The sequence below is a fragment of the Rahnella sp. P4_A8 genome, assembly GCF_056402435.1.
In genome coordinates, this window is the sequence record NZ_JBFUHK010000003.1 from 21,276 (window position 1) to 46,163 (window position 24,888).

Consider the following 24,888-nt stretch of genomic DNA (forward strand, 5'->3'; position numbering starts at 1 on the left):
ACAGTTGAATAAACTCAGGAAAGAATCACATGATAAGGTTGAAACAGCCGTCTGATATCTGACAGATATCAAAAAGCCCGCATTTACGCGGGCTTAGAGGTGTTTATTGCTTTAACGTGCAGGCTGTTGCCAGACGCGAAATCATTCCCACTCAATCGTTGCCGGTGGTTTGCCCGAGATATCATAGACAACGCGGGAGATACCGTCGACTTCGTTGATGATGCGATTGGAGCAGCGGCCAAGGAAATCGTACGGCAGGTGTGCCCAGTGCGCGGTCATGAAATCGATGGTTTCTACTGCACGCAGGGAAACGACCCAGTCGTATTTACGGCCATCGCCCATCACACCAACGGAGCGGACAGGCAGGAAGACGGTGAAGGCCTGGCTGACTTTGTTATACAGGTCGGCTTTATGCAGTTCTTCGATGAAGATAGCATCGGCGCGACGCAGCAGGTCGCAGTATTCTTTCTTCACTTCGCCCAGCACGCGAACGCCCAGACCCGGGCCCGGGAACGGGTGACGGTAAAGCATGTCATACGGCAGGCCGAGTTCCAGACCGATTTTACGTACTTCGTCTTTGAACAGTTCTTTCAGCGGCTCAACCAGACCCAGTTTCATTTCTTTCGGCAAACCGCCCACGTTGTGATGCGATTTGATCACGTGCGCTTTACCGGTGGCCGAGGCTGCGGATTCAATCACGTCAGGGTAGATGGTGCCCTGCGCCAGCCATTTCACTTCATCCTGCTTGCAGGCTTCTTCATCGAACACTTCAACAAAGACGCGGCCGATGATTTTACGTTTGGCCTCAGGTTCATCAACGCCTGCCAGCGCAGACAGGAAGCGCTCTTCCGCAGCGACATGAACGATGTTCAGACCGAAACGGTCACCGAACATTTCCAGCACCTGATCTGCTTCGTTAAGACGCAGCAGACCGTTATCGACGAATACGCAAGTCAGACGGTCGCCAATGGCGCGGTGCAGCAACATGGCGGTCACGGAAGAGTCAACGCCACCGGACAGGCCGAGGATCACATGATCGTCGCCAATCTGCACACGCAGACGTTCAACGGCATCTTCAATGATTTTTGCTGGCGTCCACAGTGCTTCGCACTCGCAGATATCCATGATGAAACGTTCAAGCATACGCAGGCCCTGACGGGTATGCGTCACTTCCGGGTGGAACTGCACACCGTAGAAGCGTTTTTCTTCGTTGGCCATAATGGCAAACGGGCAAGTCTCAGTGCTGGCAACGGTCACAAAATCAGACGGGATGGCCGTCACTTTATCGCCGTGGCTCATCCAGACGTCGAGCAACGGTTTGTTGTTCTCGCTCAGGGCATCCTGAATGTCACGGATCAGCGCACTTTCAGTCTGAACTTCAACCTGCGCATAACCAAATTCGCGCTCGTTAGAGCCTTCAACATGGCCGCCTAACTGCATCGCCATGGTTTGCATGCCGTAGCAGACGCCCAGAACCGGTACACCGGCTTCGAAGACATAGTCTGGTGCACGCGGGCTGTCATGCTCGGTGGTACTTTCCGGGCCGCCGGACAGGATGATCCCGTTCGGATTGAATTCGCGGATTTGGGCTTCGGTTACGTCCCAGGCCCAGAGTTCGCAATAGACACCCAGTTCACGCACGCGGCGCGCAACAAGTTGGGTGTACTGGGAGCCGAAATCGAGGATCAGGATACGGTGCTTGTGAATATTTTCGCTCATGAGGGGGCGTTTTCCAGAAAGCAATAAAAGCGTTAAAACAACAGGTTAAATTTTCTAACAATCTTAAAAGCAGACAGCGAGCCTTTAGCTCGCTGTCTTTAGGGTCAGGATCCCATGCGGTAGTTCGGTGACTCTTTGGTAATCGTCACGTCATGTACGTGGCTTTCCTGGATCCCGGCACCGCTGATGCGGACAAACTCAGCCTTGGTGCGCAGGTCGTCGATGGTAGCACAACCGGTCAGCCCCATACAGGAGCGCAGACCGCCCATTTGCTGGTGGATGATCTCTTTCAGACGGCCTTTATACGCCACACGACCTTCAATACCTTCCGGTACCAGTTTGTCAGCAGCGTTATCAGTCTGGAAGTAACGGTCTGAAGAGCCTTTGGACATCGCGCCCAGAGAACCCATGCCGCGGTAAGATTTGTATGAACGGCCCTGATACAGCTCGATTTCGCCCGGAGATTCCTCAGTGCCCGCCAGCATCCCGCCGACCATCACACAGCTTGCGCCGGCAGCGATAGCTTTAGCGATGTCGCCGGAGAAGCGGATACCGCCGTCAGCGATAACCGGAATACCGGTGCCTTCCAGCGCTTCAACCGCGTCAGAAACGGCGGTAATTTGCGGAACACCCACGCCGGTCACGATACGGGTGGTACAGATGGAGCCAGGACCGATACCGACTTTCACCGCGCTCACGCCTGCTTTCGCCAATGCCAGAGCACCTGCGCCAGTCGCAACGTTACCGCCAATGATTTGCAGATCCGGGTATTTTGCGCGGGTTGCGCGGATACGTTCCAGAACGCCTTCGGAATGGCCGTGAGAAGAGTCGATCAGCAGAACGTCAACACCGGCAGCAACCAGCGCATCGATACGTTCTTCGTTGCCCGCACCTGCGCCAACCGCTGCACCGACGCGCAGGCTGCCCTGCTCATCTTTACAGGCATTCGGTTTACGTTCGGCTTTCTGGAAGTCTTTTACGGTGATCATACCGAGCAGATGGAATTGCGCGTCAACCACCAGCGCTTTCTCTACGCGTTTTTCGTGCATTTTTTGCAGCACGACTTCGCGGGCTTCGCCTTCTTTGACGGTGACCAGACGTTCTTTCGGCGTCATGACCGCAGTGACAGGCTGTTCCAGATCGGTCACGAAGCGCACGTCACGACCGGTAATAATACCGACCAGTTCGTTTTCTTCAGTCACGACCGGATAACCGGCAAAACCGTTAATTTCAGTGAGTTCTTTAACCTGACGCAAAGTGGTCGATGGCGTGACGGTTTTAGGGTCAGCAACAACGCCGCTTTCATGCTTCTTCACGCGACGGACTTCTTCCGCCTGACGCTCAATAGACATGTTCTTGTGAATGAATCCGAGGCCGCCTTCCTGCGCCAGAGCAATCGCCAGATTCGCTTCAGTCACGGTATCCATCGCTGCGGACAGCATAGGGATATTCAGACGGATTTTAGCGGTCAGTTGAGTACCGAGGTCGGCAGTATTAGGCAAAACTGTGGAGTGGGCTGGAACAAGGAGAACGTCGTCGAACGTTAGTGCTTCTTTTGCGATACGTAGCATGGGCAATATCTCACCAAGGTGGATGCGGAAAAGATAAAATATTGCAGCGGGAGTATACAGGTGAGTAGGCATTTCGACCAGAACTATTTCAAAAACTTCTTGATTACCTTTTGCGGGCATGTAGTATCGTTCGATTAAGTCTCTGTTTTTGAATTTGATCTGGATCACATGTCGCTACCTTCTTCGCCTCCTATTTTTACCGTAAGCCGCCTGAATCAGACGGTCCGACAGTTGCTGGAAAACGAAATGGGTCAGGTCTGGCTCTCCGGTGAGATTTCAAACTTCTCTCAGCCGTCCTCCGGCCACTGGTATTTTACGCTCAAAGATGACCGCGCTCAGGTCAAATGTGCCATGTTCCGCAACACGAATCGCCGCACAACGTTCCGCCCGCAAAATGGCCAGCAGGTATTAGTCCGCGCGACCATTACGCTGTATGAGCCACGTGGCGATTATCAGCTGATTGCCGAAAGTATGCAGGAAGCTGGCGACGGTTTATTGCAGCAAAAATTCGATCTGCTGAAACAGCAACTGGCCGCCGAAGGTCTGTTTGATGCACAGTTTAAACAACCGCTGCCCTCGCCTGCTAAATGCGTGGGTGTGATTACTTCCGCCAGCGGCGCCGCGCTGCATGACGTGTTAAATGTCTTAAAGCGTCGCGACCCGTCGTTACCCGTCATTATTTATCCGACGTCAGTTCAGGGCGCGGATGCGCCGGGGCAAATCGTCCGCGCCATTGAGCTGGCTAACGCTCGGGAAGAAGTCGATGTCCTGATTGTCGGGCGCGGTGGCGGTTCGCTGGAAGATTTATGGAGCTTTAACGATGAGCGCGTGGCACGGGCGATTTTTGCCAGCCGCATTCCGATCGTCAGCGCCGTCGGCCACGAAACCGATGTGACGATTGCCGATTTTGTTGCTGATTTACGTGCGCCGACGCCATCTGCTGCTGCCGAACTGATCAGCCGCAATCAGCTGGAATTGCTGCGCCAGATCCAGTCGCAGCAGCAGCGCCTCGAAATGGCGATGGATTATTATCTCGCACAACTGACGCAGCGCTTCACGCGTCTGAATCACCGCCTGCAACAGCAGCATCCACATTTACGTCTGGCGCGTCAGCAAACCGCCTTGTTCAAACTGCGCCGTCGTCTTGATGAAGCCATGCAAAACCAGCTGCGTCAGATGCTGCGCCGCACCGACCGTTTGCAGCAACGCCTCACACAACAGCAACCGCAGCCGCGCATTCACCGCGCCCAGCAGCGGGTTCAGCAGCTTCAGTACCGGCTGCAACAGGCGATGTCATCGCAACTGACCGAAAGCCGTCAGCGTTTCGGTACTGCCTGTACGCAACTGGAAGGGGTCAGTCCGCTGGCGACACTCGCCCGCGGCTATAGCGTGACGACCACGCCGCAAGGCGCGTTGCTGAAGAAAACCACGCAGACTGCACCGGGCGATACACTGAAAACACGTCTGGCCGATGGCTGGATTGAAAGTGAAGTGAAATCGATTGTGGTAGAGAAGAAGGTGCGTAAACGTGCGGTTAAATAAGCGTTAGGTTTCCCCCATCCTCCCCCTTCGCAGGGGGAGGAGATTGAAAAGCTTACAGATTATAGTTATTTGTCTTCACGCCATTCACCCAAACTTCACGCGGTTCGCTTTGCGGCAGCACAATGCTCAGGGTTTTCCACGCCGGTTTGAAATCGCCGCGCTGCGTCAGCGTGATGTTGATTCGCTGATCGTCACTGGCGATATCCCAGTTCAGCCACAGCGCATGATTCTGCTCCCAGCGATGGCTTTCGCCGTCATCTTCAAACAGCATGCCTGACGATGTCACCTGACCCGGTGCCGGATACACATGCAATTCACGCAGCATATCTTTACTGGCCTCAACATGCGCCAGACGGCAAGATTGCGGCAATGCAGCACCGGCGCGCACCAGCAGCGGCAATCTGTCCAGCGGTGCGTCGAGGGTGATTGTCTGCCCGCCCGCAAACCATTCGCCGGTATAGAAATCGCACCAGCCCATTCCGTTATCAGGCAGATAAACATTACGCTCACGCTGCCCCTCATCCACCACGCTGGCGACCAGCAAATCACGTCCCATCAGGAAGTCATCGGTTTCCGCGAAGGTGTTTTTGTCGTGCTCGTGGTCGAGGAATGTCGGGCGCAGCATCGGCTCGTCATCCGCATGAGCCTGCCACAGCAAGGTGTAGAAATAAGGCAATAAGCGATAACGCAGACGGATGGCATCACGAATAAGCGGCGTCACCTGCGGATACATCCACGGCTCATTCACCGTGTGATCATCATTCCAGGAATGAATGGTGAAACGTGGATGCATCACGCCGTTTTGCACCCAGCGGACAAACAGTTCGGCATCCGGCTTATCCCCTGAGAATCCGCCGACGTCGTGCCCGACGTTATACAAACCGGATAAACTCATGCCGATGCCCATGCGGGTGTTGTAGCGCAGCGTCTGCCAGTTAGTGCGGTTATCACCGCTCCACGTTTGCACGTAACGCTGCATGCCGGAACAACCTGAGCGGGAAATCAGATACGGCCGGATTTCCGGCGCAAAGTTTTGCTGTGCTTCAAACGACGCACGCATCATCAGCAGCGGCATCACCGGACGGATATGTTTGATGGCGATGGATTTGCCGAAACCGTGGCAGCGCGCATCGCTGTCCCAGACTTCATACTCGTTGTTGTCATTCCACGTCGAGCCGATGCCTTTTTCAAGCAGCTGTTGTGTCACGCCTTTCTGCCACCAGCGCACAGCGGCCGGATGAGTGAAATCGAGGTGGGAACCTTCGTCATCCCAGAATACTGAGCGTTCCGGCACGTCGCTTTCGCTGTCACGGATAAATAAACCCTGCTCAGCAACCTGTTCATATTGCGGGTGATCCTGCAACAGGCAAGGTTTGATATTGGCCGCCAGACGGATACCAGCGTCAAGAAACGCTTTCGACATCACTTCCGGCTCAGGCACTTTGTCGTAGTTCCAGTTAAAGACGTAGCGCTTGTTGCCGATCGAGGTGTAACCCGATGATAACTGGAATGAATCACACGGAATTTCATGCTGTTCGCACAGCGTGATGAATTTCATCAGCTGTTGCTGGGCATCCGGCGCATCGGTGTAATACATGGTCGAGCCACTGTAACCGAGACTCCATTTCGGCCCAAAGGTAGTTTTACCGGTCAGGCGCACCAGCTTTTTGGTGACGTCGAGTGACGTCGGGCCGACAAACAGGTAGTAATCCAGATCGCCCGCTTCGGCACTGAAACGACGGTAAGGCAGATGGTAATTATCCAGTTCATTGCCGAGATCAAGCCAGACATTGCTGAGATTGTCGTAGAAAACGCCAAAACTGACACCATTGCGCCGCGTCAGGGTAAACGGGATATGCTTATACAGCGGATCGGTGCTGGCGGCGTTATAACCCATCGCATCCAGATTACGCATTTCAAAGCGGCGGCCGCTACGGTTGAGATCACCGGCTTTCTCGCCCAGTCCGTACACGCCATCCTGCACCTCACGCAGCTGATAGTGCGCCGATGCTTCGTTTTTCACGCCGAGCATATACGCACCGGTTTTCCGATCTTTTACCAGCGGCTGCCAGACACCGGCCTCATTTTTATATTCCCACTCCAGCCACAACGGCTGATGCACCGTGACGCGCAGCGCCTCAGTGGTCAGTGTCAGTGTCAGGCAATCGTCGCCCTGTTCGAGCTGATAACCCGGCACTGAAAAACCTTCGTTGCTCAGACGGTCACGCCCTTCCCATGGTGCATCATTTTGTGGTGCGATACTCCAGGTACGATCCAGCGCAAGCTCGCCGTTTCGCTGGATGAATACGCGGATTAAACCCTGTTCCAGCACACGCAGAGAAAACAGATGTTTACCATCAACCCGCAAATCCACGCCTGCTTCATCCTGCCCGGCAAGCTCCCAGTGTTTTAACGTCTTCATAGACTCTCCCTTTTTGCCGGATTGCGGCGTTCAGCGATCAGAGCAACCAGGAAGACTGCGCCGATCAAATCAAAGAAACCCATCGCGATAAACAGCGGATTGAAACCCATTTTGTCGGCAACGGCGCCGATCAGCAGTGAAAACAGGAAACTGGCGATCCACGCCGAAGAACCGCGCATGCCGTTAACTGTCGCCACCTGGCTCTTATCGAATGTCTCCACCACGACGGCACTCAGCATGCAGGAAATCACCTGATGACCGAAACCGCCGATGGAAATCAGGGCGATGGCGGCATACGGGCTTTGCGTCAAGGCGACCAGCGCCAGCGACAGCATCATAAATGCGCCGGTGACGGAGCTGGCGACGATGGAGTTAATGCGGGTGCAGCCAAACACTTTGCGGTACAGCGTAGTGAGATAGCCGCTGGCAATACTGCCGAGGTCRGCGGCCAGGAACGGCAGCCAGGCAAACATCACAATGTGTTTTAAATCCATCCCACGTTCATTGGCGAGATACAACGGCACCCAGAAACTGAACACCGCCCACGCAGGCTCAGCCAGAAATGCCGGAATGGCGATACCGTAGAATTTCTTGTTTTTACAGACAATTTTCAGCGATTTGATAAACGGCAGACGCGTTTGTTGCGGCTCGTTATCTGAACGGATCAGCGCCAGTTCATCTTTGCTCAGGTTCGGATGCGTTTCCGGTGAATGGTAGAACTTCCACCACAGCAGAACCCACAGCATCGACAGCACGCCGCAGAACAGGAACGCACCACGCCAGCCAAATGACACGTGCGCGACCAGGATAATCGGCGGGGCCAGCATGGCACCAATCGAGAAGCCTACGCCTGCCCAGCCCGCGGCAACCGGACGCTCTTTACGCGGGAACCAGTCGGAAATCGCTTTGGCGTTGGCCGGAGTCGCCGCCGCTTCGGCACTGCCCATAAAGAAGCGCAGAACGGCGAGTTGGATCCAACTGCCCGCCCCTGCATGCAGCATACAAACCACCGCCCAGATTGAGGCGCAGATCAGAAAGCCCAGCTTCAGGCCAATTACATCAATCAGCCAGCCGCACAACGGCTGGAAAATGGTGTACGCCGCCTGAAACGCCGCGACGATGTAAGAATATTGTTCCGTGGTCATGTTCAGGCTGGTTTTCAGTTCAGCCGCCAGTAACCCCAGAGAATTTCGGGTGACGTAGTTGACCGTCACGCCGAGCAGAAACAGCGCCAGCATCCACCAGCGTAAAGCCTTTATCTTTCTGCGTCCTGCAACCGCAGCTGTCCCGGTATTTATTTGAATTGTCATGTCCGTTCTCCCACCCGTCGGCCTGGCCGCAGATGATGTGTCATGTGAGGTACTTCTGCAGAGTAGGCAGCCGGATTTGTGAGGGAAACGTGATTTTTTGCAAAAGCTTTCACGCTATAACTGGACGGGGAAGTCAGGGAGGATAAAAGCTCACGGGAAGCACATCTTCTGATATGAAAATTTTTGCATGGACGATTTTGAAGGAGATCACAGTTTGAAAGGAAAGTTAAATATCCAGCAAATTGCCGACCAGACAGGGTTGTCGATCAGTACCGTTTCACGGGTTTTAGCCGGAAAAAATAACACCAGCAGCAAGGCGCGCGACAGCGTGCTTGAGTGTGCCAAATCTCAGGGCGTTCTCGATGGCCTTTCCACCGGCAGGCTGATGCTCAACAACATTTTGATTTTCGCTCCCGCCCGCGCCTTTGATGTGCGCAGCGATATTTTTTACTACAAGGTGATCCAGGGCATTCTGGCTGCCACCGCCCATCATGAAGTGCGCGTCCGTTATTGTGCGATGGAAGAAGAAAACGCCGATGCTGCGCTGTTCATCGCCAAAATGACCGATCCGCAAACCGAAGCCGTATTACTGGTCGGTATCGACGATCCTCACATTCATCAATTGGCCGCTGACATGGGCAAGCCCTGCGTGCTGGTCAATTGCCATGACCGGCATATGCGCCATGACAGTGTCAGCCCCGATCATCAGACGATGGGCGATTTCGCCTGCGACTATCTCTTTTCTCAGGGCCACACACATATCGTGACCGTGCAGTGCCTGCGACGTCATACGATGGAACTTCGGCTCACGGGGATTAAACAGGCGTTCACGCGCCATCATCAGGTTTTCAGTGACAGCCAGCATTTGCTGAATACCTCAGGATTCGGTGCCCAGGAAAGCGAACAGGCGCTGCTGGAATTTCTGGATGCCTTGCCGCCCGGCCAGCCGCTGCCGACCGCAATCCTGGCCGGTGGCGATTTTATGGCTTCCGGCGCGGTAGCAGCGCTGGCTAAACGCGGCTTTTCCGTGCCCGGGGATATCAGCGTTATCAGCACTGACGGATTCAATCTTGCAGAAATTCACGATGTGCCGCTGACAGCGGTGCATGTGCCGCGCGATGAACTCGGTGCCGAAGCGATTTCCCTGTTGCAACGGCGCATGCTGCGCCCCGATGCGCCTCACACAACGCAGCTGTTGCAGGGAAAACTGGTGGTGCGCGAATCGGTCAGAAAAGCCAGCGGACGCGCTGTGATTTGTCATTCGCATACGTTGTATGACCCGCAGCCGGACAGATAAATCTCATCTTTAACAGGCTTAACGCTCAGCAGTCCTATACTGACGGTGATGACTATTCATTAGCCGGCTTTCAGTATCAGACGGTCAGAACACCTTGTTTTCACCTTCGGGTGACTCTTGATAAGGAGATTCATGATGAATCACAGTTCAGCAAAGCGTTACAACAGCGTTATCCCGCCCTACATGCTTAACCGTATTATTGAACACGGTTCAGAGCCCCAGCGCAGATGTGCCAGACAGACGCTGGTACATGTGAATACCCTGATGGCACAGCCCTACGCCAAACCGCAGAAGATCGTGACAGCCAAAGCGGGTCAGGTTGAGCGTGATATTTATGACGCCAAAAATACCACCCGACTACCGGGGGAATCCGTGCGTAAGGAAGGTCAGCCAAGTAACGGCGATGTGTCGGTGGATGAAGCCTATGATTATCTTGGCGTGACCTATGATTTCTTCTGGCAGGCCTATCAGCGAAATTCCCTTGATAACAAAGGGCTGGCGCTTCTCGGCACGGTGCATTATGACAAAGGCTATCAGAATGCCTTCTGGAACGGGCAGCAGATGGTGTTTGGTGACGGTGACGGCGAAATCTTTAACCGCTTCACGATTGCTATCGACGTTGTCGGGCACGAGCTTTCCCACGGGGTCACCGAAACGGAAGCAGGTCTGGAATATAACGGCCAGTCCGGCGCGCTGAACGAATCGATGTCGGATGTGTTTGGTTCGCTGGTGAAACAATTCCACCTGAAACAAACTGCCGATAAAGCCGACTGGATTATTGGTGAAGGCTTGCTGGCGAAAGGCATTAACGGTTCCGGCCTGCGTTCTATGTCTCATCCCGGCACCGCTTACGATGACCCGCTGCTGGGTAAAGATCCGCAACCGGCAGACATGAAGGGTTATGTGAATACCCGCGATGACAACGGCGGTGTGCACATTAATTCAGGCATACCTAACCGCGCGTTCTATCTGGCAGCGACTAAACTGGGTGGTAACGCGTGGAAACGTGCAGGTTACGTCTGGTATGACACGGTTTGTGATGAATCCCTGCCCAAGAATGCAGACTTTGTCACGTTCGCCCAACTGACGATTCAGCATGCGGAAAAACGCTTTGACGCTTCCGTTGCACAAGCGGTTCGTGAAGCCTGGGAGCAGGTCGGAGTGATGTAAATGAAACCTTTAGATTCGCTGGAAAGTAATGCGGTCATTGAGATTTACCGCGAAGGCGGCATTGCGTTTATCCCGAAACTCAGCGGGCCGCGACGGGTCGAACTTTCAGGTATGAGTGATGATAAGCGGCGGGAAATTTGCCAGCTCATCAACAAAGCCCTGCCCTATGCTCAGGAAAAAGAAAACGCCGGTCATGGCGACCAGCGTTATTTCCGGCTGGAGATTTACTATGCATCGGAAGCGCATTCGGCCAGCCTGGTGGTGATTATTCCTGAAACCGAAACGCCCGAGGAACTGGTGAATTTATGGAAGCAGGCTCCCCCTGACGATCACTCTGCGGAATAAGGCGAATACGTAAACTGTACCCTTTTTTTAGAAATCATCCCGTGCCCGTTTTGGCAGAAGTAATCTACCGCGCCGCAGGCTTTCAGCTCCTGCAACGGTTGCTGGCAATCCGGGCATAATGCGATTTGCTGATAGTCGCCATGGCCGGCGTCACAATGAAAGTGACCACTTACCCAGCTCATCGGCTGGCTGCAAACCGGACAAAGTGCATCCATCGTCTATCCCTCTAAATAACACCCAGCGTCCGCAGTAAATACAGACCCAGTGCGGTAGTGAAAAATGATCCGAGCGTGGTGACGGCAATAATATTCGCCGCCAGCGTCGCGTTGCCGCCCATTGCACGGGTCATCACGTAGCTGCCCGCTGCGGTCGGTGTGCAGGAAAAGAGAAATATAACGCCGAGCGCCGCGTCGCGAAAGCCAAACAGCCATGCCCCGAAGGTCATCAGCGCAGGCACAAATATCACACGTGACGCGGAAGACCAGGCTGCCACGTGAGAACTGCGGAACATCGCCTTCACGTCAAGACTGGCACCGGCACATAACATTGCCAGCGGCAGCGCCATCCCTGAAATAAACTCACCGGTGCTGGCAATGGTCGCTGGCATCGGTAAATGGCTGTACTTAAACGCCAGCCCGAGCACCAGACCAATAATCAGCGGATTGGTGATAATACCGCGCAGAATCGGCTTCAGCCCGATGCTATTCCCCTGCCCGCCTTTCAGGCTACGGGTTAGCGTAATCACGGAAAGCACGTTGAAGAGGATCACTGTGACCGCCAGATACATCGACCCCAGCGCAATACCTTCGCTGCCAAAGGCCAGCGAGGCATAAGCAAGACCCGCGATGCCGGTATTGGCGCGGAATCCTCCCTGAACAAAAATACCGCGCTCACGCGGGTCTTTCACCAGTTTTATCGCCACCAGTTCCAGCAACAGAAATGAAGCGACGGTGCCAAGGCCACCATAAATGGCGAGCGGCAGATTTGAGCCTGAGGAATCATGCCCTTGCGCCACGCTGAAAAAAAGCAGGCAAGGTAAGGCGATATTGAACACCAGCCGGCTGGCTTTCTCGTTAAAACTGTCGTCCATCAGGCCAGTGCGGCGCAAAAACACGCCCAGCAGCAAGATCAATAAATTGGGAACCGTAACGCCAAACGCAAAACTCCAGGTCTGCCAGAACATCCAGCCAGCTCCTTGCGGGGAAATTAAGACGAAAAAAAGGGGTACATTTTCATGCACCCCATTCGTTTAGGATTTGTTTTTCAGGTGCTGCATCAGACGTCGGCGCTTGCGCTGCTGGTGAGGAGAAAGCGAGTTTTTCTTGCCTTCATACGGGTTCTCACCTTCTTTGAACTGAATGCGGATTGGCGTTCCCATCACTTTCAGTGAACGACGGAAATAGTTCATCAGATAGCGTTTATAGGAATCAGCCAGGTCTTTCACCTGATTACCGTGAATCACCACGATTGGCGGGTTATAACCCCCGGCGTGAGCATATTTCAGTTTCACGCGGCGACCATTGACCAGCGGTGGCTGGTGATCGTCAGCCGCCATTTGCATGATACGGGTCAGTAAGGAAGTGCTCACACGCGTGGTTGCACAGGTGTACGCTTCGTTTACTGACTCAAACAGGTTACCAACGCCGCTGCCGTGCAGGGCAGAGATGAAGTGAATGCGGGCAAAATCAACGAAACCAAGACGCAGATCCAGCTGATCTTTAACCTGAGCACGTGCTTCTTCGCTCATGCCATCCCACTTGTTGACCACGATAACCAGCGAGCGCCCGCTGTTGAGGATAAAGCCTAACAGCGAGAGATCCTGATCGGAAATGCCTTCGCGGGCATCGATAACCAGCATCACTACGTTGGCATCTTCAATCGCCTGCAGGGTTTTGATTACCGAGAATTTCTCCACGGTTTCAGTCACTTTGCCGCGCTTACGCACACCGGCGGTGTCGATCAGAACGTATTCACGCTCGTCACGCACCATCGGGATATAAATACTGTCGCGGGTGGTGCCCGGCATGTCATAAACCACGACGCGCTCTTCACCCAGAATACGGTTAGTCAGTGTGGACTTACCTACATTCGGACGTCCGACGATAGCCAGTTTGATTGGCAGAGACTGCGGGTCGAAATTATCTTCTTCGTCTTCAGGGATTTCATCACCGGTGGCTTCCTGCTCGGCCCAGTAAGCTGCGTTAGCTTCTTCCTCGGTCAGTTCGACTTCTTCCGGCTTTTCACCCACGAACGGGATCAGTACGTGTTCGATCAGTTGCGTCACGCCACGGCCGTGTGAAGCCGCGATAGCATACACATCGCCCAAACCGAGTGAGTAGAAATCACCGGTTGCGCTGTCCGGATCCAGCCCGTCAGTTTTGTTGGCGACCAGGAAAGTGGCTTTTTCACGGCTGCGAAGATGCTGGGCAATGCCCTGATCGGCAGGCATCAGGCCCGCGCGCGCATCCACCATGAACAGCACGATATCCGCTTCTTCGATAGCCAGCAGAGATTGCCCTGCCATGCGGGTTTCAACGCCATCTTCGGTACCGTCAATACCGCCGGTATCCACGATGATGAATTCATTACCCTCAATTTCGGCACGACCATACTTGCGGTCACGCGTAAGCCCCGGGAAATCCGCCACCAGCGCATCACGCGTCTTGGTTAAACGGTTAAATAAAGTGGATTTACCCACATTCGGGCGCCCAACAAGCGCAACGACAGGTATCATTTTGAAGCCTCAGTGTTTTTATAGGTGGTGCTAAACGCAAATAGCTGGCCTGCTGAATTTCATTGCAAACCACTATAATTCAATTTGTTACAGCGCAATCTCTCATTTGGGATTACGCGGATTTCAGAATACGAAACGGCCCCTGAGCAATTCAGGAGCCGTTTTAAAGCCCGGGGTCAACCGACCTCAGGGCCAGATGCCGGTCGCAGTATTAGCGGGTGAAGGAGTAAACCTCGCCACCTTTCGCCTGCACAACCAGCTTGTCGCTTGCCACAATCGGCGCACTCAGGAAGCCATCGCTGTCGACTTTCTGCTGAGCAACAAAACGACCATCAGTGGTGTTGATCCAGTGCAGATAGCCTTCGGAATCGCCGACCACAATGTAACCATTATACAGCACCGGTGCCGTCAGGTTACGGTGCAGCAACTCACTTTGGCGCCACACGCTGACACCACCCTGAGTATCGAGCGCCATCACGCGGTCATCCTGGTCAACCATATAGATATGGCCTGCGTCGACAATGATGTCATTCACAGAACCAACATCACGTTTCCACATAATCTGACCAGAACGCAGATCCATCGCCACCAGATTGCCATTGTATGCCAGCGTATAAACAACGCCATCAACGATAACCGGCGTGGTATCCACATCGCTCAGACGGTCGATTTCAGTCGTACCGGTAGTCTGAGAAATACGTTGTTGCCAGATCAGCTGACCTTCTTTCATCAGTACAGCACTGACGCGGCCATTATCACCACCGACGATTGCAGCACCAAAGGCTACTGCAGGCGCTGATTCACCACGCAGAGACAGCGTTGGCATATCGAGGTTAGCGGTCCATTGAATGGTACCGTCGGATTCATTCAGACCCTGCAACATACCATTGCCGGTGTGAACCAGAACCAGACCATCGCTGACAACCGGACGGGACAATGCTTCCCCCGCCACTTTGGTCTGCCAGGCGATTTTACCATCAGTGGTGTTCAATGCATAAACGATAGCTTTTTCACTGCCAACGTAAACGTGATCACCTGAAACTGTCAGGCCGCCAGACAGCTGTGCAGAAATATTTCGGGAGAGGAAGCCGGTCTTTTCAGACAGGTTGACGCTCCATTTTTCTTTACCACTGTCAGCGTCGAGTGCTTTAACCAGACCAAAACGGTCAGCCGCAAAAATGGTGCTGTCCTGCCAGGCCGGACGCAGATTGGAGTAGAATTCGCCAATGCCGTCGCCTACGGATTTGCTCCACACTTGCGTCGGTGTGAATTGGTTCTCAACTTTTGGCAGAGGAGACATTTTGACCACGTCTTCTTCGCTGTTAAACAATGAACAGCCACTTAGCAGGGCAACAGAAACCCATCCTACCAAGAGTGTTTTACGCAATTGCATCGGGGTTCCCCTTAGCTGGCTAAGTTGTTCAATTTCATACGCAGCACGGTTTGCAGCGTTTGAGAGGGTTTAGAATCAAGTCCTTTGCTGTAGGCTTCACGAGCACCTTTTGCATCGCCTTTGGCAAGCAAAACATCACCACGGATGCCTTGTTGCATAGCCGTCCAGCCTTCACCCTTCACGCCGTCTAACGTTTTGAGTGCATCATCAAATTTGCCTTGCTGCATCTGGACACGCGCCAGACGTAAGTTCACCAGCGAACGTAAATTATCTTCTTTGGCCTGACCTTGCGCCTGCACTAATTGCTTTTCAGCATTGGCGAAATCACTGGTTCCGACAAAATGATCAGCCAGTTGCAGGGCGGCAAATACGCCGTAATTATTGTCATTGCTCTGAGCAAATTTTTCGAGATCAGCCACGCCTTTCGCGTTATTGCTGGTCAGCGACTGATTAGCTTGCTGGAAAGACGCAGAAGCTTCCGTCAGGGCAGAGTCCTGGTGACTCTGCCAGAAACGCCAGCCGCCCAGGGCTGCAATACCCAGAACAACGCCGATGGCCAGCGCTTTACCGTTTTCGGCAAAGAAGCGACGTACAGCATCAACCTGTTCATTCTCAGTGGTATAGACTTCCACAGTGTCCTTCTCCTTAACCCAACATCGAAGCCAGACGCGCGACGATTTCGCTTTGCGCCAGCGTTTCTTGCGTTCCACTCTGCAGGTCTTTTACGACGACCTGCTGGTTAGCGACTTCAGTTTCGCCTAGTACCAGGGCAACACGCGCACCCCATTTATCAGCACGGGCGAACTGTTTCTTGAAATTGCCGCCACCGTAGTTAGTCATAACTTTCAGCTCAGGCAGCGCATCACGCAGTGTTTCAGCCAGTTGCATAGCCACGCTTTGCGTGCCAGCACCGGATGAGATCACGTAGGTGTCGACGGTTGCCGGTGCTTTGAAGTCCGGGTTTACGGCCTGAACCAGTAATACCAAACGTTCCAGCCCCATGGCGAAACCGACACCCGGTGTTGCACGACCGCCCAGTTGTTCGACCAGACCGTCGTAGCGGCCACCCGCACACACAGTACCTTGTGAGCCTAAGCTGCTGGTTACCCATTCGAACACGGTGCGGTTGTAATAATCCAGACCGCGCACAAGTCGCTGATTAACCGTATATGGGATACCAGACTGCTCTAAAAGTTCACACAGACCTGCAAAGTGTTCTCTTGATTCTTCATCAAGATAATCACCCAGTTCCGGTGCATCATTTAATAACGTCTGAATATCGGGATTTTTGGAGTCCAGAACACGCAGCGGATTGCTGTACATGCGACGTTTACAGTCTTCATCCAGCTTGTCTTTATGTTGCTCCAGGAAAGCCACCAGCGCATCACGATAGTTCGCGCGGGCTTCCAGTGAACCGATAGAGTTCAGTTCCAGCGCCACGTGCTCAGAAATCCCCAGCGCGCGCCACCAGCGGGCGGTCAGCAGAATTAATTCGGCATCAACGTCCGGCCCTTGCAGACCAAAGACTTCTACACCCAACTGATTGAACTGACGATAGCGACCTTTTTGCGGGCGTTCGTAACGGAACATCGGACCGATGTACCACAGACGTTGTTCCTGATTGTACAGCAGACCATGTTCAATACCGGCGCGCACGCAGCCCGCCGTACCTTCCGGACGCAGCGTCAGGCTTTCGCCGTTGCGGTCTTCAAAGGTATACATTTCTTTTTCCACGACATCAGTCACTTCACCGATAGCGCGTTTAAACAATGGGGTCTGCTCTACAATCGGCATACGGATTTCACTGTAGCCGTAACTGCCAAGCACTTGTTTCAACGATCCTTCAATACGTTGCCACAGGGCTGTGTCTTCTGGCAGGTAGTCGTTCATGCCGCGAATGGCCTGGATATTCTTTGCCACGTCAGTTCTCTATCGTTTTATAAAAAATGAACCCGATTATAGGGGCTTTGTGGCTTGTGGTTCAACGCACAGACGCCATTACCCCAGTCGGGTTCAATATAATAATGCAGATGTACGCTGACACCTGCAACCGATGTTACTTTTCAAGATGATTGATAACGATACGTTTACTCTCATCCATAATCGCCGCTTTGGCGCGAATTTTTGCTTCTAACTGGTCGATCATATCATTGTTATCAAAACGCTCTCTCTGACGGACACCATCTTCATAGAAACCGCTTTTGTTATGACCGCCGGTGACGCCCATGGTAGAAACCAGCGCTTCGCCCGGACCGTTAACCACACAACCAATGATCGAAACGTCCATTGGCGTGATGATATCTTCCAGACGTTGTTCCAGCGCATTCACGGTACCGATGACATCAAACTCCTGACGCGAACAAGTCGGACAGGCAATAAAGTTGATACCACGGGAACGGATACGCAGTGATTTGAGGATATCGAATCCGACTTTGACTTCTTCAACCGGATCGGCCGCCAGCGAAATACGCAGCGTGTCGCCGATACCTTCTGAGAGCAGCAGGCCCAGACCAATGGCTGATTTAACGGAACCTGCACGCAGGCCACCGGCTTCGGTAATTCCCAGATGCAGAGGCTGAACAATTTGCTTAGCCAGCAGACGGTAGGACTCAACAGCCAGGAAAACGTCAGAGGCTTTCACGCTGACTTTGAACTGGTCGAAGTTAAGACGGTCAAGAATATCAACGTGGCGCATCGCCGATTCCAGCAACGCTTGCGGCGTAGGTTCGCCGTACTTTTCCTGAATATCTTTTTCCAGGGAGCCACCGTTCACACCGATACGGATAGGAATATTTTTGTCGCGTGCGCAATCCACCACGGAGCGGATGCGGGATTCGTTACCGATGTTACCTGGATTAATACGCAGGCAATCTACGCCGTATTCTGCAACCTGCAGGGCGATGCGGTAATCGAAATGAATATCAGCGACCAGCGGGACATTAACCTGCTGTTTGATAAGTTTGAATGCTTCTGCCGCATCCATGGTTGGCACAGAAACGCGAACAATGTCGACACCGACGCGTTCCAGTGATTTGATCTGTGCGACTGTCGCCGCGACATCTGTGGTGCGAGTGTTGGTCATCGATTGCACCGCAATCGGTGCTCCGTCACCTACAGGCACCTTGCCGACATAAATCCGGGTTGATTTGCGACGGGTAATGGGTGCTTGGTTATGCATTACTTCACTCTCCATCGTTGCAATCGTCTGACAAACTGCCGATTACTCGGCAGCTAAGGTCAGGCGCGCAACACGGCTTGATTTTACAAAACGACTTAAATCAACCAGCTTGCCCTGGAATTGGATATCCACCGCCCCCGGCGCACCGATTTTCAGTTTATACGGCGCAGTGCCCTTCACGCTGAAGGTCTCTCCGCCTTTCTTCATGCCGCTGAACAGGGTTTTCCCTGATGCGTCATCAATCTGGAACCAGCAGTCAGCTTTAAAGGTAAAGGTCACCGCTTGTGGATCCGCACCTGCTGCCGCAGTTTGTGCATCACCGGTTGGTAGACCGTTTTCAGCAGTTGCAGGCTGACTGGTTGAAACAGCGGCAGGCGCTTGCTCCGCTGGCGTACCTGATGCTGCCGGTGCGTTGCTTGCTGCTGCGCCCGGTGCGGTATTCAGCGGGATAGAATTCTGCGGCTGTGTTGTGTTTGCAGCAGGAGCCGGGTCAGAAGAAGTATCTTCTGTTGTCGGTGCAGAATTCGCATTGTCGCCCAGAGGAATAGTTTGCCCCTGGCCGTTATCCTGATTCAGTTGTGCCGATGATTGATCGGCCATTGTTGCGATTTCCTGCTGTTGCGCCTGATGATTTTGCCACCACCACGCACCGGTCAGGCCAATCACCACAAACACCACCAGCCAGGTAAAGCCCATCAGCCAGCCATCGCGTTTTTTGCGAGACTTACCGAGAGAGAATCCCTGCATTGAAGCCACTTTAGGCACTTTAATCGGCGCTTGTTTACCGATCAGACCTAATAATTCTTCTTCCGGGACATGAACCAGTTTTGCATAGGAACGGAGGTAACCACGCAGGAAAGTCGGCGCAAGATCGGCCGGCGTCGTTTCTTCTTCGATTTGGCGAATAGTTGAGACTTTCAGACACAGGCGTTCTGCAACAGCCTGATGACTAAGACCTAACTGTTCACGAGCCTGACGCAGACGTTCGCCTGTAGTCAGTTTTGCATTATTTTCTTGAGGGGCTTCAGTATTCATTGGCTAAGAACTGCTGGTACTGTTTAGATTGTGGATAACTACGCGCAAGTTGCTTACCGTAGCGTTGAACGCTATCCGGGTTGCCCGCTAACGCAGCGAATCGAATTTGTAACATGAGGCTGTCGGCAGTGGCTGGCAGAACATGTTGATATACATCCAGTAATAGTTTCGCCTGAGCGCGGTTCCCTTCCCCAAATTCTTTGGTTGCCTCAGTCAGCAAGGGTGCGCCTTTATCGGGATCCACTTTCAATGCCCGGCTTAGTAACACTCGCGCTTCCTCATTCTGATTGGCCTTCAGAAAACAGTAGCCTGCATTTTCCAGACTGTCAGCAACCTGACCGTAATCAGGCGCATTAGCTGCGGCGCTAAACTGCTGTTGTGCGGGTACATACTGCCCTAAACTACACAAAAACGCACCGTAATTATTTAAGACCGTCCCATTTTGCGGCGCCAGCTGCAACGCTTGCTGGTAGCGGCTTTCCGCTGCTTTCTGATTGCCGTTTTTTTGCTCGTAAAGCGCCATGCCAAGCTGTGTCCGATAATCCTGCGGCGCACCGTCAACGGCTTTCTGCAGATTCTGCCTGGCCGCCTCCATGTTCCCCTGATTCAGGTACGCCATGCCAAGTTCGAGACGCGTTTGTGCTGCGCCGCTGGCCTGTTGCGTTTCTTTCGGTGAACTGGAACATCCCGCCAGTAAAGCCACAGTCATGCCTGCGGCGATCAGCATTTTCACACTGCCCTTCATTGTCATGCTTAATTCCCTTTACCCTGCCAGCGACAATAAAACAGCGGGCTTCGACGGAACACTGTAGCGAAGCCCATTGGGATCAGACGGCTTTTACGGAAATCTGTTGCTCGCCTGCCATTTTTTTCTTCAACGTACGTTTGGTACGGTCGATAACATCACCGGCCAGCTGACCACACGCGGCATCAATGTCATCACCACGGGTTTTGCGCACGATAACTGTAAAGCCATAATCCATCAGCACTTTAGAGAAACGATCAATACGGCTGTTCGAGCTGCGGCCATACGGCGCGCCCGGGAACGGGTTCCATGGGATCAGGTTGATTTTACATGGCGTATTCTTCAGACGCTCAGCCAGTTCATGCGCATGCTCGGTGCCATCATTGATGTGATCCAGCATAACGTATTCGATGGTAACGCGGCCCTGATTGGCGTTGGATTTGCTAATATAACGCTCAACAGCGGCCAGGAAGGTATCGATATTGTACTTGCGGTTGATCGGCACAATTTCGTCACGAATGGCGTCGTTAGGTGCGTGCAGGGAAATCGCCAGCGCGACATCAATCATATCGCCCAGCTTGTCCAGCGCAGGGACGACACCCGATGTGGAAAGCGTCACGCGACGTTTTGACAAACCGAAACCGAAATCGTCGAGCATGATTTCCATGGCCGGAACCACGTTATTGAGGTTCAGCAAAGGTTCGCCCATGCCCATCATCACCACGTTGGTGATGGGGCGCGTACCGGCCACTTTCGCCGCACCGATAATTTTTGCCGCACGCCATACCTGACCGATAATTTCGGACACACGCAGGTTACGGTTAAAGCCCTGTTGCGCCGTGGAACAGAAAGTACATTCCAGTGCACAGCCGACCTGAGAGGAAACGCAAAGCGTCGCACGGTCGCCGTCCGGGATATACACGGTTTCAACTAGTTGTCCGCCCACCTGAATCGCCCACTTGATGGTGCCGTCAGTTGAACGTTGTTCTGACGCGACTTCCGGTGCACGAATTTCTGCAACGCGGGCCAGCTTTTCACGCAGCGCCTTATTGATATCGGTCATTTGCTCGAAATCATCGCTGCAGTAGTGATACATCCACTTCATGACCTGATCAGCACGGAACGGTTTTTCGCCCATGTTGATGAAGAACTCACGCATTTGCTTGCGGTTAAGGTCAAGAAGGTTAATTTTTGCGGCAGCAGGCACGACAGTATTCACGGCTTCTGCGGAAACAGCGTTATTTTCAGACAAAATTGGCTCGGACGTGTTGGATTCTAACATGATGAAAATGGCCTCGTTGTTACACGTTATGGCGTATTGGAAGTGCAGAGCCTGGCCCGAAAGGTAACGGCTGGCCTGCAAATAAAATTGCGCCCCGAAGAGGCTGGCTCATTCGGGGCGCAACATTGTACAAATTTTAGGGCACGGTTGCCATGTTTGGAAAGTACAGTTACAAAATTCTTGTGAATTTGCGGCTTATCTTCCAGCAACGGTGACTCAAAAATCTTAACGCGGGCAGATTTCGCTTTCGGTAAAGAAGTAAGCGATTTCGCGTTGTGCAGATTCTACAGCATCAGAACCGTGAACCGCGTTAGCAGTGAAGCTATCCGCGAAGTCTGCACGCAGTGTGCCAGCCAGTGCGTTGTCCGGGTTAGTGGCGCCCATGATGTCACGGTTACGCTGAACCGCGTTTTCACCTTCCAGAACCTGAACCATGATCGGGCCAGAGGTCATGAACTCAACCAGACCGTCGAAGAACGGACGGCCTTTGTGTTCTGCGTAGAAGCCTTCAGCTTGTTCTTTCGTCAGTTTCAGCATTTTAGACGCGATGATGGTGAAGCCAGCGCGTTCGAAACGTGCGTAGATAGCACCGATGTCGTTGTTAGCTACGGAGTTTGGCTTGATGATGGAAAAAGTGCGTTCGATAGTCATGAAAAAACCTCTGTCTGACTTTTATAGGTAGGGCCGGTTAATTTAATGTTATACCTGCCGTAAAATGGCGGTGATTATAGGGAGCGAAGTTACGATTGCCTACCCGAATCACAACATTTAATTAAAAAAATGTGTGATTAATTCACTATCGAACCTAAACCACCTATTTCCCGCAAACAAAACAGGGGCAAAACGGTGCTTTCCCCTGGTGTCCTCTCACTTTTATGCCTGTCCTGACGAAGGAATAATATTGCGCAACCAGCTTCCCCACTTGCGCTGATAGAACGGCTGGGTGTGGCTGATCAGATAATGGCTGATGCCACGCTCTTTTTCAGAAACGATACAGAAATCCACCGGACGCTCGTCGGGAGAGGTTTCACTCGCCACATTCCCTGCCTCGCGGATCAGCGCGTCAATCTCCTGCTCATCACCGTCCGCTTCGACGCCAATCAGCAGGTTTGGCTGTTCATCCACGGCTTTATCGTGGATCAGCGCCATAAATGCACGGCGCACCGGTTTCTTCTGAGTGAAAAGCGTGGTGAGCGCGTCGATCATGGCGGAAGGATACTCCTCCGGCTGGCCGATCAGCAGCTGACTTTCTTTATCCAGCACCAGCTCAGACGGCGCATTTAACCCGCCATTGCTCAGCAACAGCGTGACCTCGTTCGGGGTGAATTCCTTGCCGTACTCCGACTTCGGATTCAGAAACAACTCCTCCCCTTGTGTCATTTCAAACAACACGCGGGCAGGCAGCGCGACAAACGCCTGCTCATCCGGGCTTTCGCCGGCACTGGCTTTTTCCAGAACCTCCACAGAGGAAAAGAAAGGAATGATCGAGCTGCCGTCCTGTTTTTCCCAGTGCAAAACATTCAGTTCACTGCCTGCGGTAATCGCCACACTGCCCTGCTTTTCAGCGTCATCCTGCCCTGCATCACCGAGCACAAACACGGTGGACTCCAGCAAAGTTTGATAAAACGCCGGACGCCAGGCAGGCGCGGTGACAGACAGGCGGAGCAGGCGCTCCAGCTCGTTTTCACCGTCGGTCGCCGCCGCGCTGGCAGGGAGATGATCGTGTGGGACACTCATGGTTCTTAACTCCGCTAGTGGTATAAAACGGGGCGCTGTTAAGCGCCCCGTTGTGCTTCATGCATGCATTGCTTTCTAAAACTTACTTCGCCTTGGCTAACAGCAGGTTGGCGACGGTACGCACCCCCAGACCTGTCGCACCGGCAGACCACTGATCCGCTGCGCTTTTGCGGTACGTTGCGGAACAGTCGATGTGCAGCCAGCCTTTCTTATAGTCAGTGACGAAATGAGACAAGAACGCAGCGGCTGTGCTTGCGCCCGCAGTGTGTGCAGGACCGGCAATGTTGTTCAGTTCAGCAAAGTTAGATGGCAGATGAGAACGGTGGAATTCTTCCAGTGGCAGACGCCAGAACGGTTCGTGTTCGGCTTTCGCGCTTTCCAGCAGTTCGCCTGCCAGTGCATCGTCAAAGCTGAACAGTGCGTGATAATCGTTACCCAGCGCAGTTTTCGCCGCGCCGGTCAGCGTGGCCGCATCAATGATCAGTTCGGGTTTTTGCGCAGAAGCGTCGATCAGGCCATCAGCCAGCACCAGACGGCCTTCGGCGTCGGTGTTCATCACTTCAACGGTTTTACCGTTGCGGTAGCGGATAATGTCGCCCAGTTTCAGTGCATTGCCGCTGACCATGTTATCCGCGCAGCACAGATACAGTTTCACACGTTTATTCAGACCGTTCGCCGCTGCCAGCGCCAGTGCGCCGGTCAGCGTGGCCGCGCCGCCCATATCCGCTTTCATGGAATCCATTGACGCACTTGGCTTCAGGCTGTAACCGCCGGTATCAAAAGTGATACCTTTGCCGACCAGACAGGCGTAAACCGGTGCATCTGCGTCGCCGCCCGGGTTGTAATCCAGCGCCAGTAATACCGGCGGACGGTCAGAACCGCGGCCCACGGTGTGGATACCCATATAACTTTGCTGACGCAGGTCGTCGCCTTTGGTGATGCGGTAGCTGACTTTTTCATTACCGAATTCACACATCAGATCAACCGCGCGGGTCGCCAGTTGTTCAGGGGACAAATCCTCTGCCGGGGTATTAATGGTATTACGTACCCAGTCGATGATTTTCAGCCGTTTTTTAAGCGTGTTGGCGTCATCTTCGGACAATTCTGCCCATTCAACGTTGCGTGTGCCTTTCGGGCCACGGAAGCCTTGCCAGAATGCCCAGCTATTTTCGAGATCCCAGCCTTCACCCGCCAGTTTAACATTTTTAACACCCTGACCGTCGATACGACGCGCGGCACGGGCAATGACCGTCAGCACATCGCCGCCATTCAAATGAATGGTCATACCGGCGGAATCGGTGCTCAGTGTGACTTTTTCGCCCCAGCGCGCATCAGCAGGCTGGGAAGAAAGGAATACGGACATTGCTTCATTGGTCGTGACTTCGGAACTCATAACAGCACTCCTGAT

Annotated in this window: 21 protein-coding genes; 4 read left to right on the forward strand and 17 right to left on the reverse strand. The window is 53.4% G+C overall.

The window, feature by feature from the left end; genetic code table 11:
* Positions 1–141 precede the first annotated feature (141 nt).
* Together guaA and guaB are read right to left on the reverse strand one after the other, a co-directional pair.
* Positions 142–1,719, reverse strand: a complete 1,578-nt coding sequence (gene guaA, locus AC1DUO_RS02495) for a glutamine-hydrolyzing GMP synthase (protein ID WP_013574385.1) — start codon at positions 1,717–1,719, stop codon at positions 142–144.
* A 104-nt stretch (positions 1,720–1,823) separates the two neighbouring features.
* Positions 1,824–3,290 carry an IMP dehydrogenase gene (gene guaB, locus AC1DUO_RS02500; RefSeq protein ID WP_015689478.1) on the reverse strand — a complete coding sequence of 489 codons (1,467 nt, stop codon included), beginning with the start codon at positions 3,288–3,290 and terminating at the stop codon, positions 1,824–1,826.
* 168 nt (positions 3,291–3,458) lie between these two features.
* Between guaB and xseA the strand changes: the two genes are divergently transcribed.
* A complete protein-coding gene (gene xseA / locus AC1DUO_RS02505) occupies positions 3,459–4,832 on the forward strand; it encodes an exodeoxyribonuclease VII large subunit (RefSeq protein WP_013574383.1) in 1,374 nt (457 codons plus the stop codon).
* A 52-nt stretch (positions 4,833–4,884) separates the two neighbouring features.
* Here xseA and AC1DUO_RS02510 read toward each other — a convergent pair whose 3' ends face one another.
* Both AC1DUO_RS02510 and AC1DUO_RS02515 read right to left on the reverse strand, forming a co-directional pair.
* Complete coding sequence (locus AC1DUO_RS02510) at positions 4,885–7,254, reverse strand: glycoside hydrolase family 31 protein (protein ID WP_477986413.1); 2,370 nt, start codon at positions 7,252–7,254, stop codon at positions 4,885–4,887.
* Positions 7,251–8,564 (reverse strand): MFS transporter, encoded by a 1,314-nt coding sequence (locus AC1DUO_RS02515; protein ID WP_013574381.1) that lies wholly within the window; start codon positions 8,562–8,564, stop codon positions 7,251–7,253. Before AC1DUO_RS02515 ends, AC1DUO_RS02510 begins: the two co-directional genes overlap by 4 nt.
* Positions 8,565–8,778: 214 nt before the next feature.
* Between AC1DUO_RS02515 and AC1DUO_RS02520 the strand changes: the two genes are divergently transcribed.
* The 3 genes from AC1DUO_RS02520 to AC1DUO_RS02530 all read left to right on the forward strand — a co-directional run bounded on the left by AC1DUO_RS02520 (position 8,779) and on the right by AC1DUO_RS02530 (position 11,376).
* Positions 8,779–9,861, forward strand: a complete 1,083-nt coding sequence (locus AC1DUO_RS02520; protein ID WP_477986415.1) for a LacI family DNA-binding transcriptional regulator — start codon at positions 8,779–8,781, stop codon at positions 9,859–9,861.
* A gap of 135 nt (positions 9,862–9,996) precedes the next feature.
* On the forward strand, positions 9,997–11,031 hold the full coding sequence (locus AC1DUO_RS02525; RefSeq protein WP_449632298.1) for a M4 family metallopeptidase: 1,035 nt from the start codon (positions 9,997–9,999) through the stop codon (positions 11,029–11,031).
* On the forward strand, positions 11,032–11,376 hold the full coding sequence (locus AC1DUO_RS02530) for a protealysin inhibitor emfourin (RefSeq protein WP_037036404.1): 345 nt from the start codon (positions 11,032–11,034) through the stop codon (positions 11,374–11,376).
* On the opposite strand, the gene AC1DUO_RS02535 is transcribed toward AC1DUO_RS02530, so the two are convergent.
* The 13 genes from AC1DUO_RS02535 to pepB form a co-directional block, all read right to left on the reverse strand.
* Positions 11,361–11,591 carry a zinc ribbon domain-containing protein gene (locus tag AC1DUO_RS02535; RefSeq protein WP_134705517.1) on the reverse strand — a complete coding sequence of 77 codons (231 nt, stop codon included), beginning with the start codon at positions 11,589–11,591 and terminating at the stop codon, positions 11,361–11,363. The two genes, AC1DUO_RS02530 and AC1DUO_RS02535, sit on opposite strands and share 16 nt — an antisense overlap.
* A gap of 11 nt (positions 11,592–11,602) precedes the next feature.
* Positions 11,603–12,559: an AEC family transporter gene (locus tag AC1DUO_RS02540; protein WP_013574376.1), complete on the reverse strand. Its 957-nt coding sequence runs from the start codon at positions 12,557–12,559 to the stop codon at positions 11,603–11,605.
* Between the two features lie 66 nt (positions 12,560–12,625).
* Positions 12,626–14,110 carry a ribosome biogenesis GTPase Der gene (gene der, locus AC1DUO_RS02545; protein ID WP_013574375.1) on the reverse strand — a complete coding sequence of 495 codons (1,485 nt, stop codon included), beginning with the start codon at positions 14,108–14,110 and terminating at the stop codon, positions 12,626–12,628.
* 211 nt (positions 14,111–14,321) lie between these two features.
* A complete protein-coding gene (gene bamB / locus AC1DUO_RS02550) occupies positions 14,322–15,503 on the reverse strand; it encodes an outer membrane protein assembly factor BamB (RefSeq protein ID WP_013574374.1) in 1,182 nt (393 codons plus the stop codon).
* 11 nt (positions 15,504–15,514) lie between these two features.
* Complete coding sequence (locus tag AC1DUO_RS02555; protein WP_013574373.1) at positions 15,515–16,135, reverse strand: YfgM family protein; 621 nt, start codon at positions 16,133–16,135, stop codon at positions 15,515–15,517.
* A gap of 13 nt (positions 16,136–16,148) precedes the next feature.
* Positions 16,149–17,423 carry a histidine--tRNA ligase gene (gene hisS, locus AC1DUO_RS02560; RefSeq protein ID WP_126124671.1) on the reverse strand — a complete coding sequence of 425 codons (1,275 nt, stop codon included), beginning with the start codon at positions 17,421–17,423 and terminating at the stop codon, positions 16,149–16,151.
* Between the two features lie 136 nt (positions 17,424–17,559).
* Positions 17,560–18,681 (reverse strand): flavodoxin-dependent (E)-4-hydroxy-3-methylbut-2-enyl-diphosphate synthase, encoded by a 1,122-nt coding sequence (gene ispG, locus AC1DUO_RS02565; protein ID WP_013574371.1) that lies wholly within the window; start codon positions 18,679–18,681, stop codon positions 17,560–17,562.
* A gap of 42 nt (positions 18,682–18,723) precedes the next feature.
* Positions 18,724–19,716 (reverse strand): cytoskeleton protein RodZ, encoded by a 993-nt coding sequence (gene rodZ, locus AC1DUO_RS02570; protein ID WP_443567998.1) that lies wholly within the window; start codon positions 19,714–19,716, stop codon positions 18,724–18,726.
* Positions 19,706–20,443 carry a type IV pilus biogenesis/stability protein PilW gene (pilW, locus tag AC1DUO_RS02575; RefSeq protein ID WP_041673193.1) on the reverse strand — a complete coding sequence of 246 codons (738 nt, stop codon included), beginning with the start codon at positions 20,441–20,443 and terminating at the stop codon, positions 19,706–19,708. The genes rodZ and pilW overlap by 11 nt, the downstream gene beginning before the upstream one ends.
* Before the next feature lie 100 nt (positions 20,444–20,543).
* The gene (gene rlmN / locus AC1DUO_RS02580) at positions 20,544–21,743 is read right to left on the reverse strand and encodes a dual-specificity RNA methyltransferase RlmN (RefSeq protein WP_013574368.1); all 1,200 of its coding nucleotides are present in this window, start codon (positions 21,741–21,743) and stop codon (positions 20,544–20,546) included.
* Between the two features lie 225 nt (positions 21,744–21,968).
* Positions 21,969–22,394 carry a nucleoside-diphosphate kinase gene (gene ndk / locus AC1DUO_RS02585; protein WP_013574367.1) on the reverse strand — a complete coding sequence of 142 codons (426 nt, stop codon included), beginning with the start codon at positions 22,392–22,394 and terminating at the stop codon, positions 21,969–21,971.
* A gap of 222 nt (positions 22,395–22,616) precedes the next feature.
* Positions 22,617–23,480, reverse strand: a complete 864-nt coding sequence (gene sseB / locus AC1DUO_RS02590) for an enhanced serine sensitivity protein SseB (RefSeq protein ID WP_013574366.1) — start codon at positions 23,478–23,480, stop codon at positions 22,617–22,619.
* An 82-nt stretch (positions 23,481–23,562) separates the two neighbouring features.
* The gene (pepB, locus tag AC1DUO_RS02595) at positions 23,563–24,873 is read right to left on the reverse strand and encodes an aminopeptidase PepB (protein WP_449632210.1); all 1,311 of its coding nucleotides are present in this window, start codon (positions 24,871–24,873) and stop codon (positions 23,563–23,565) included.
* Positions 24,874–24,888 lie beyond the last annotated feature (15 nt).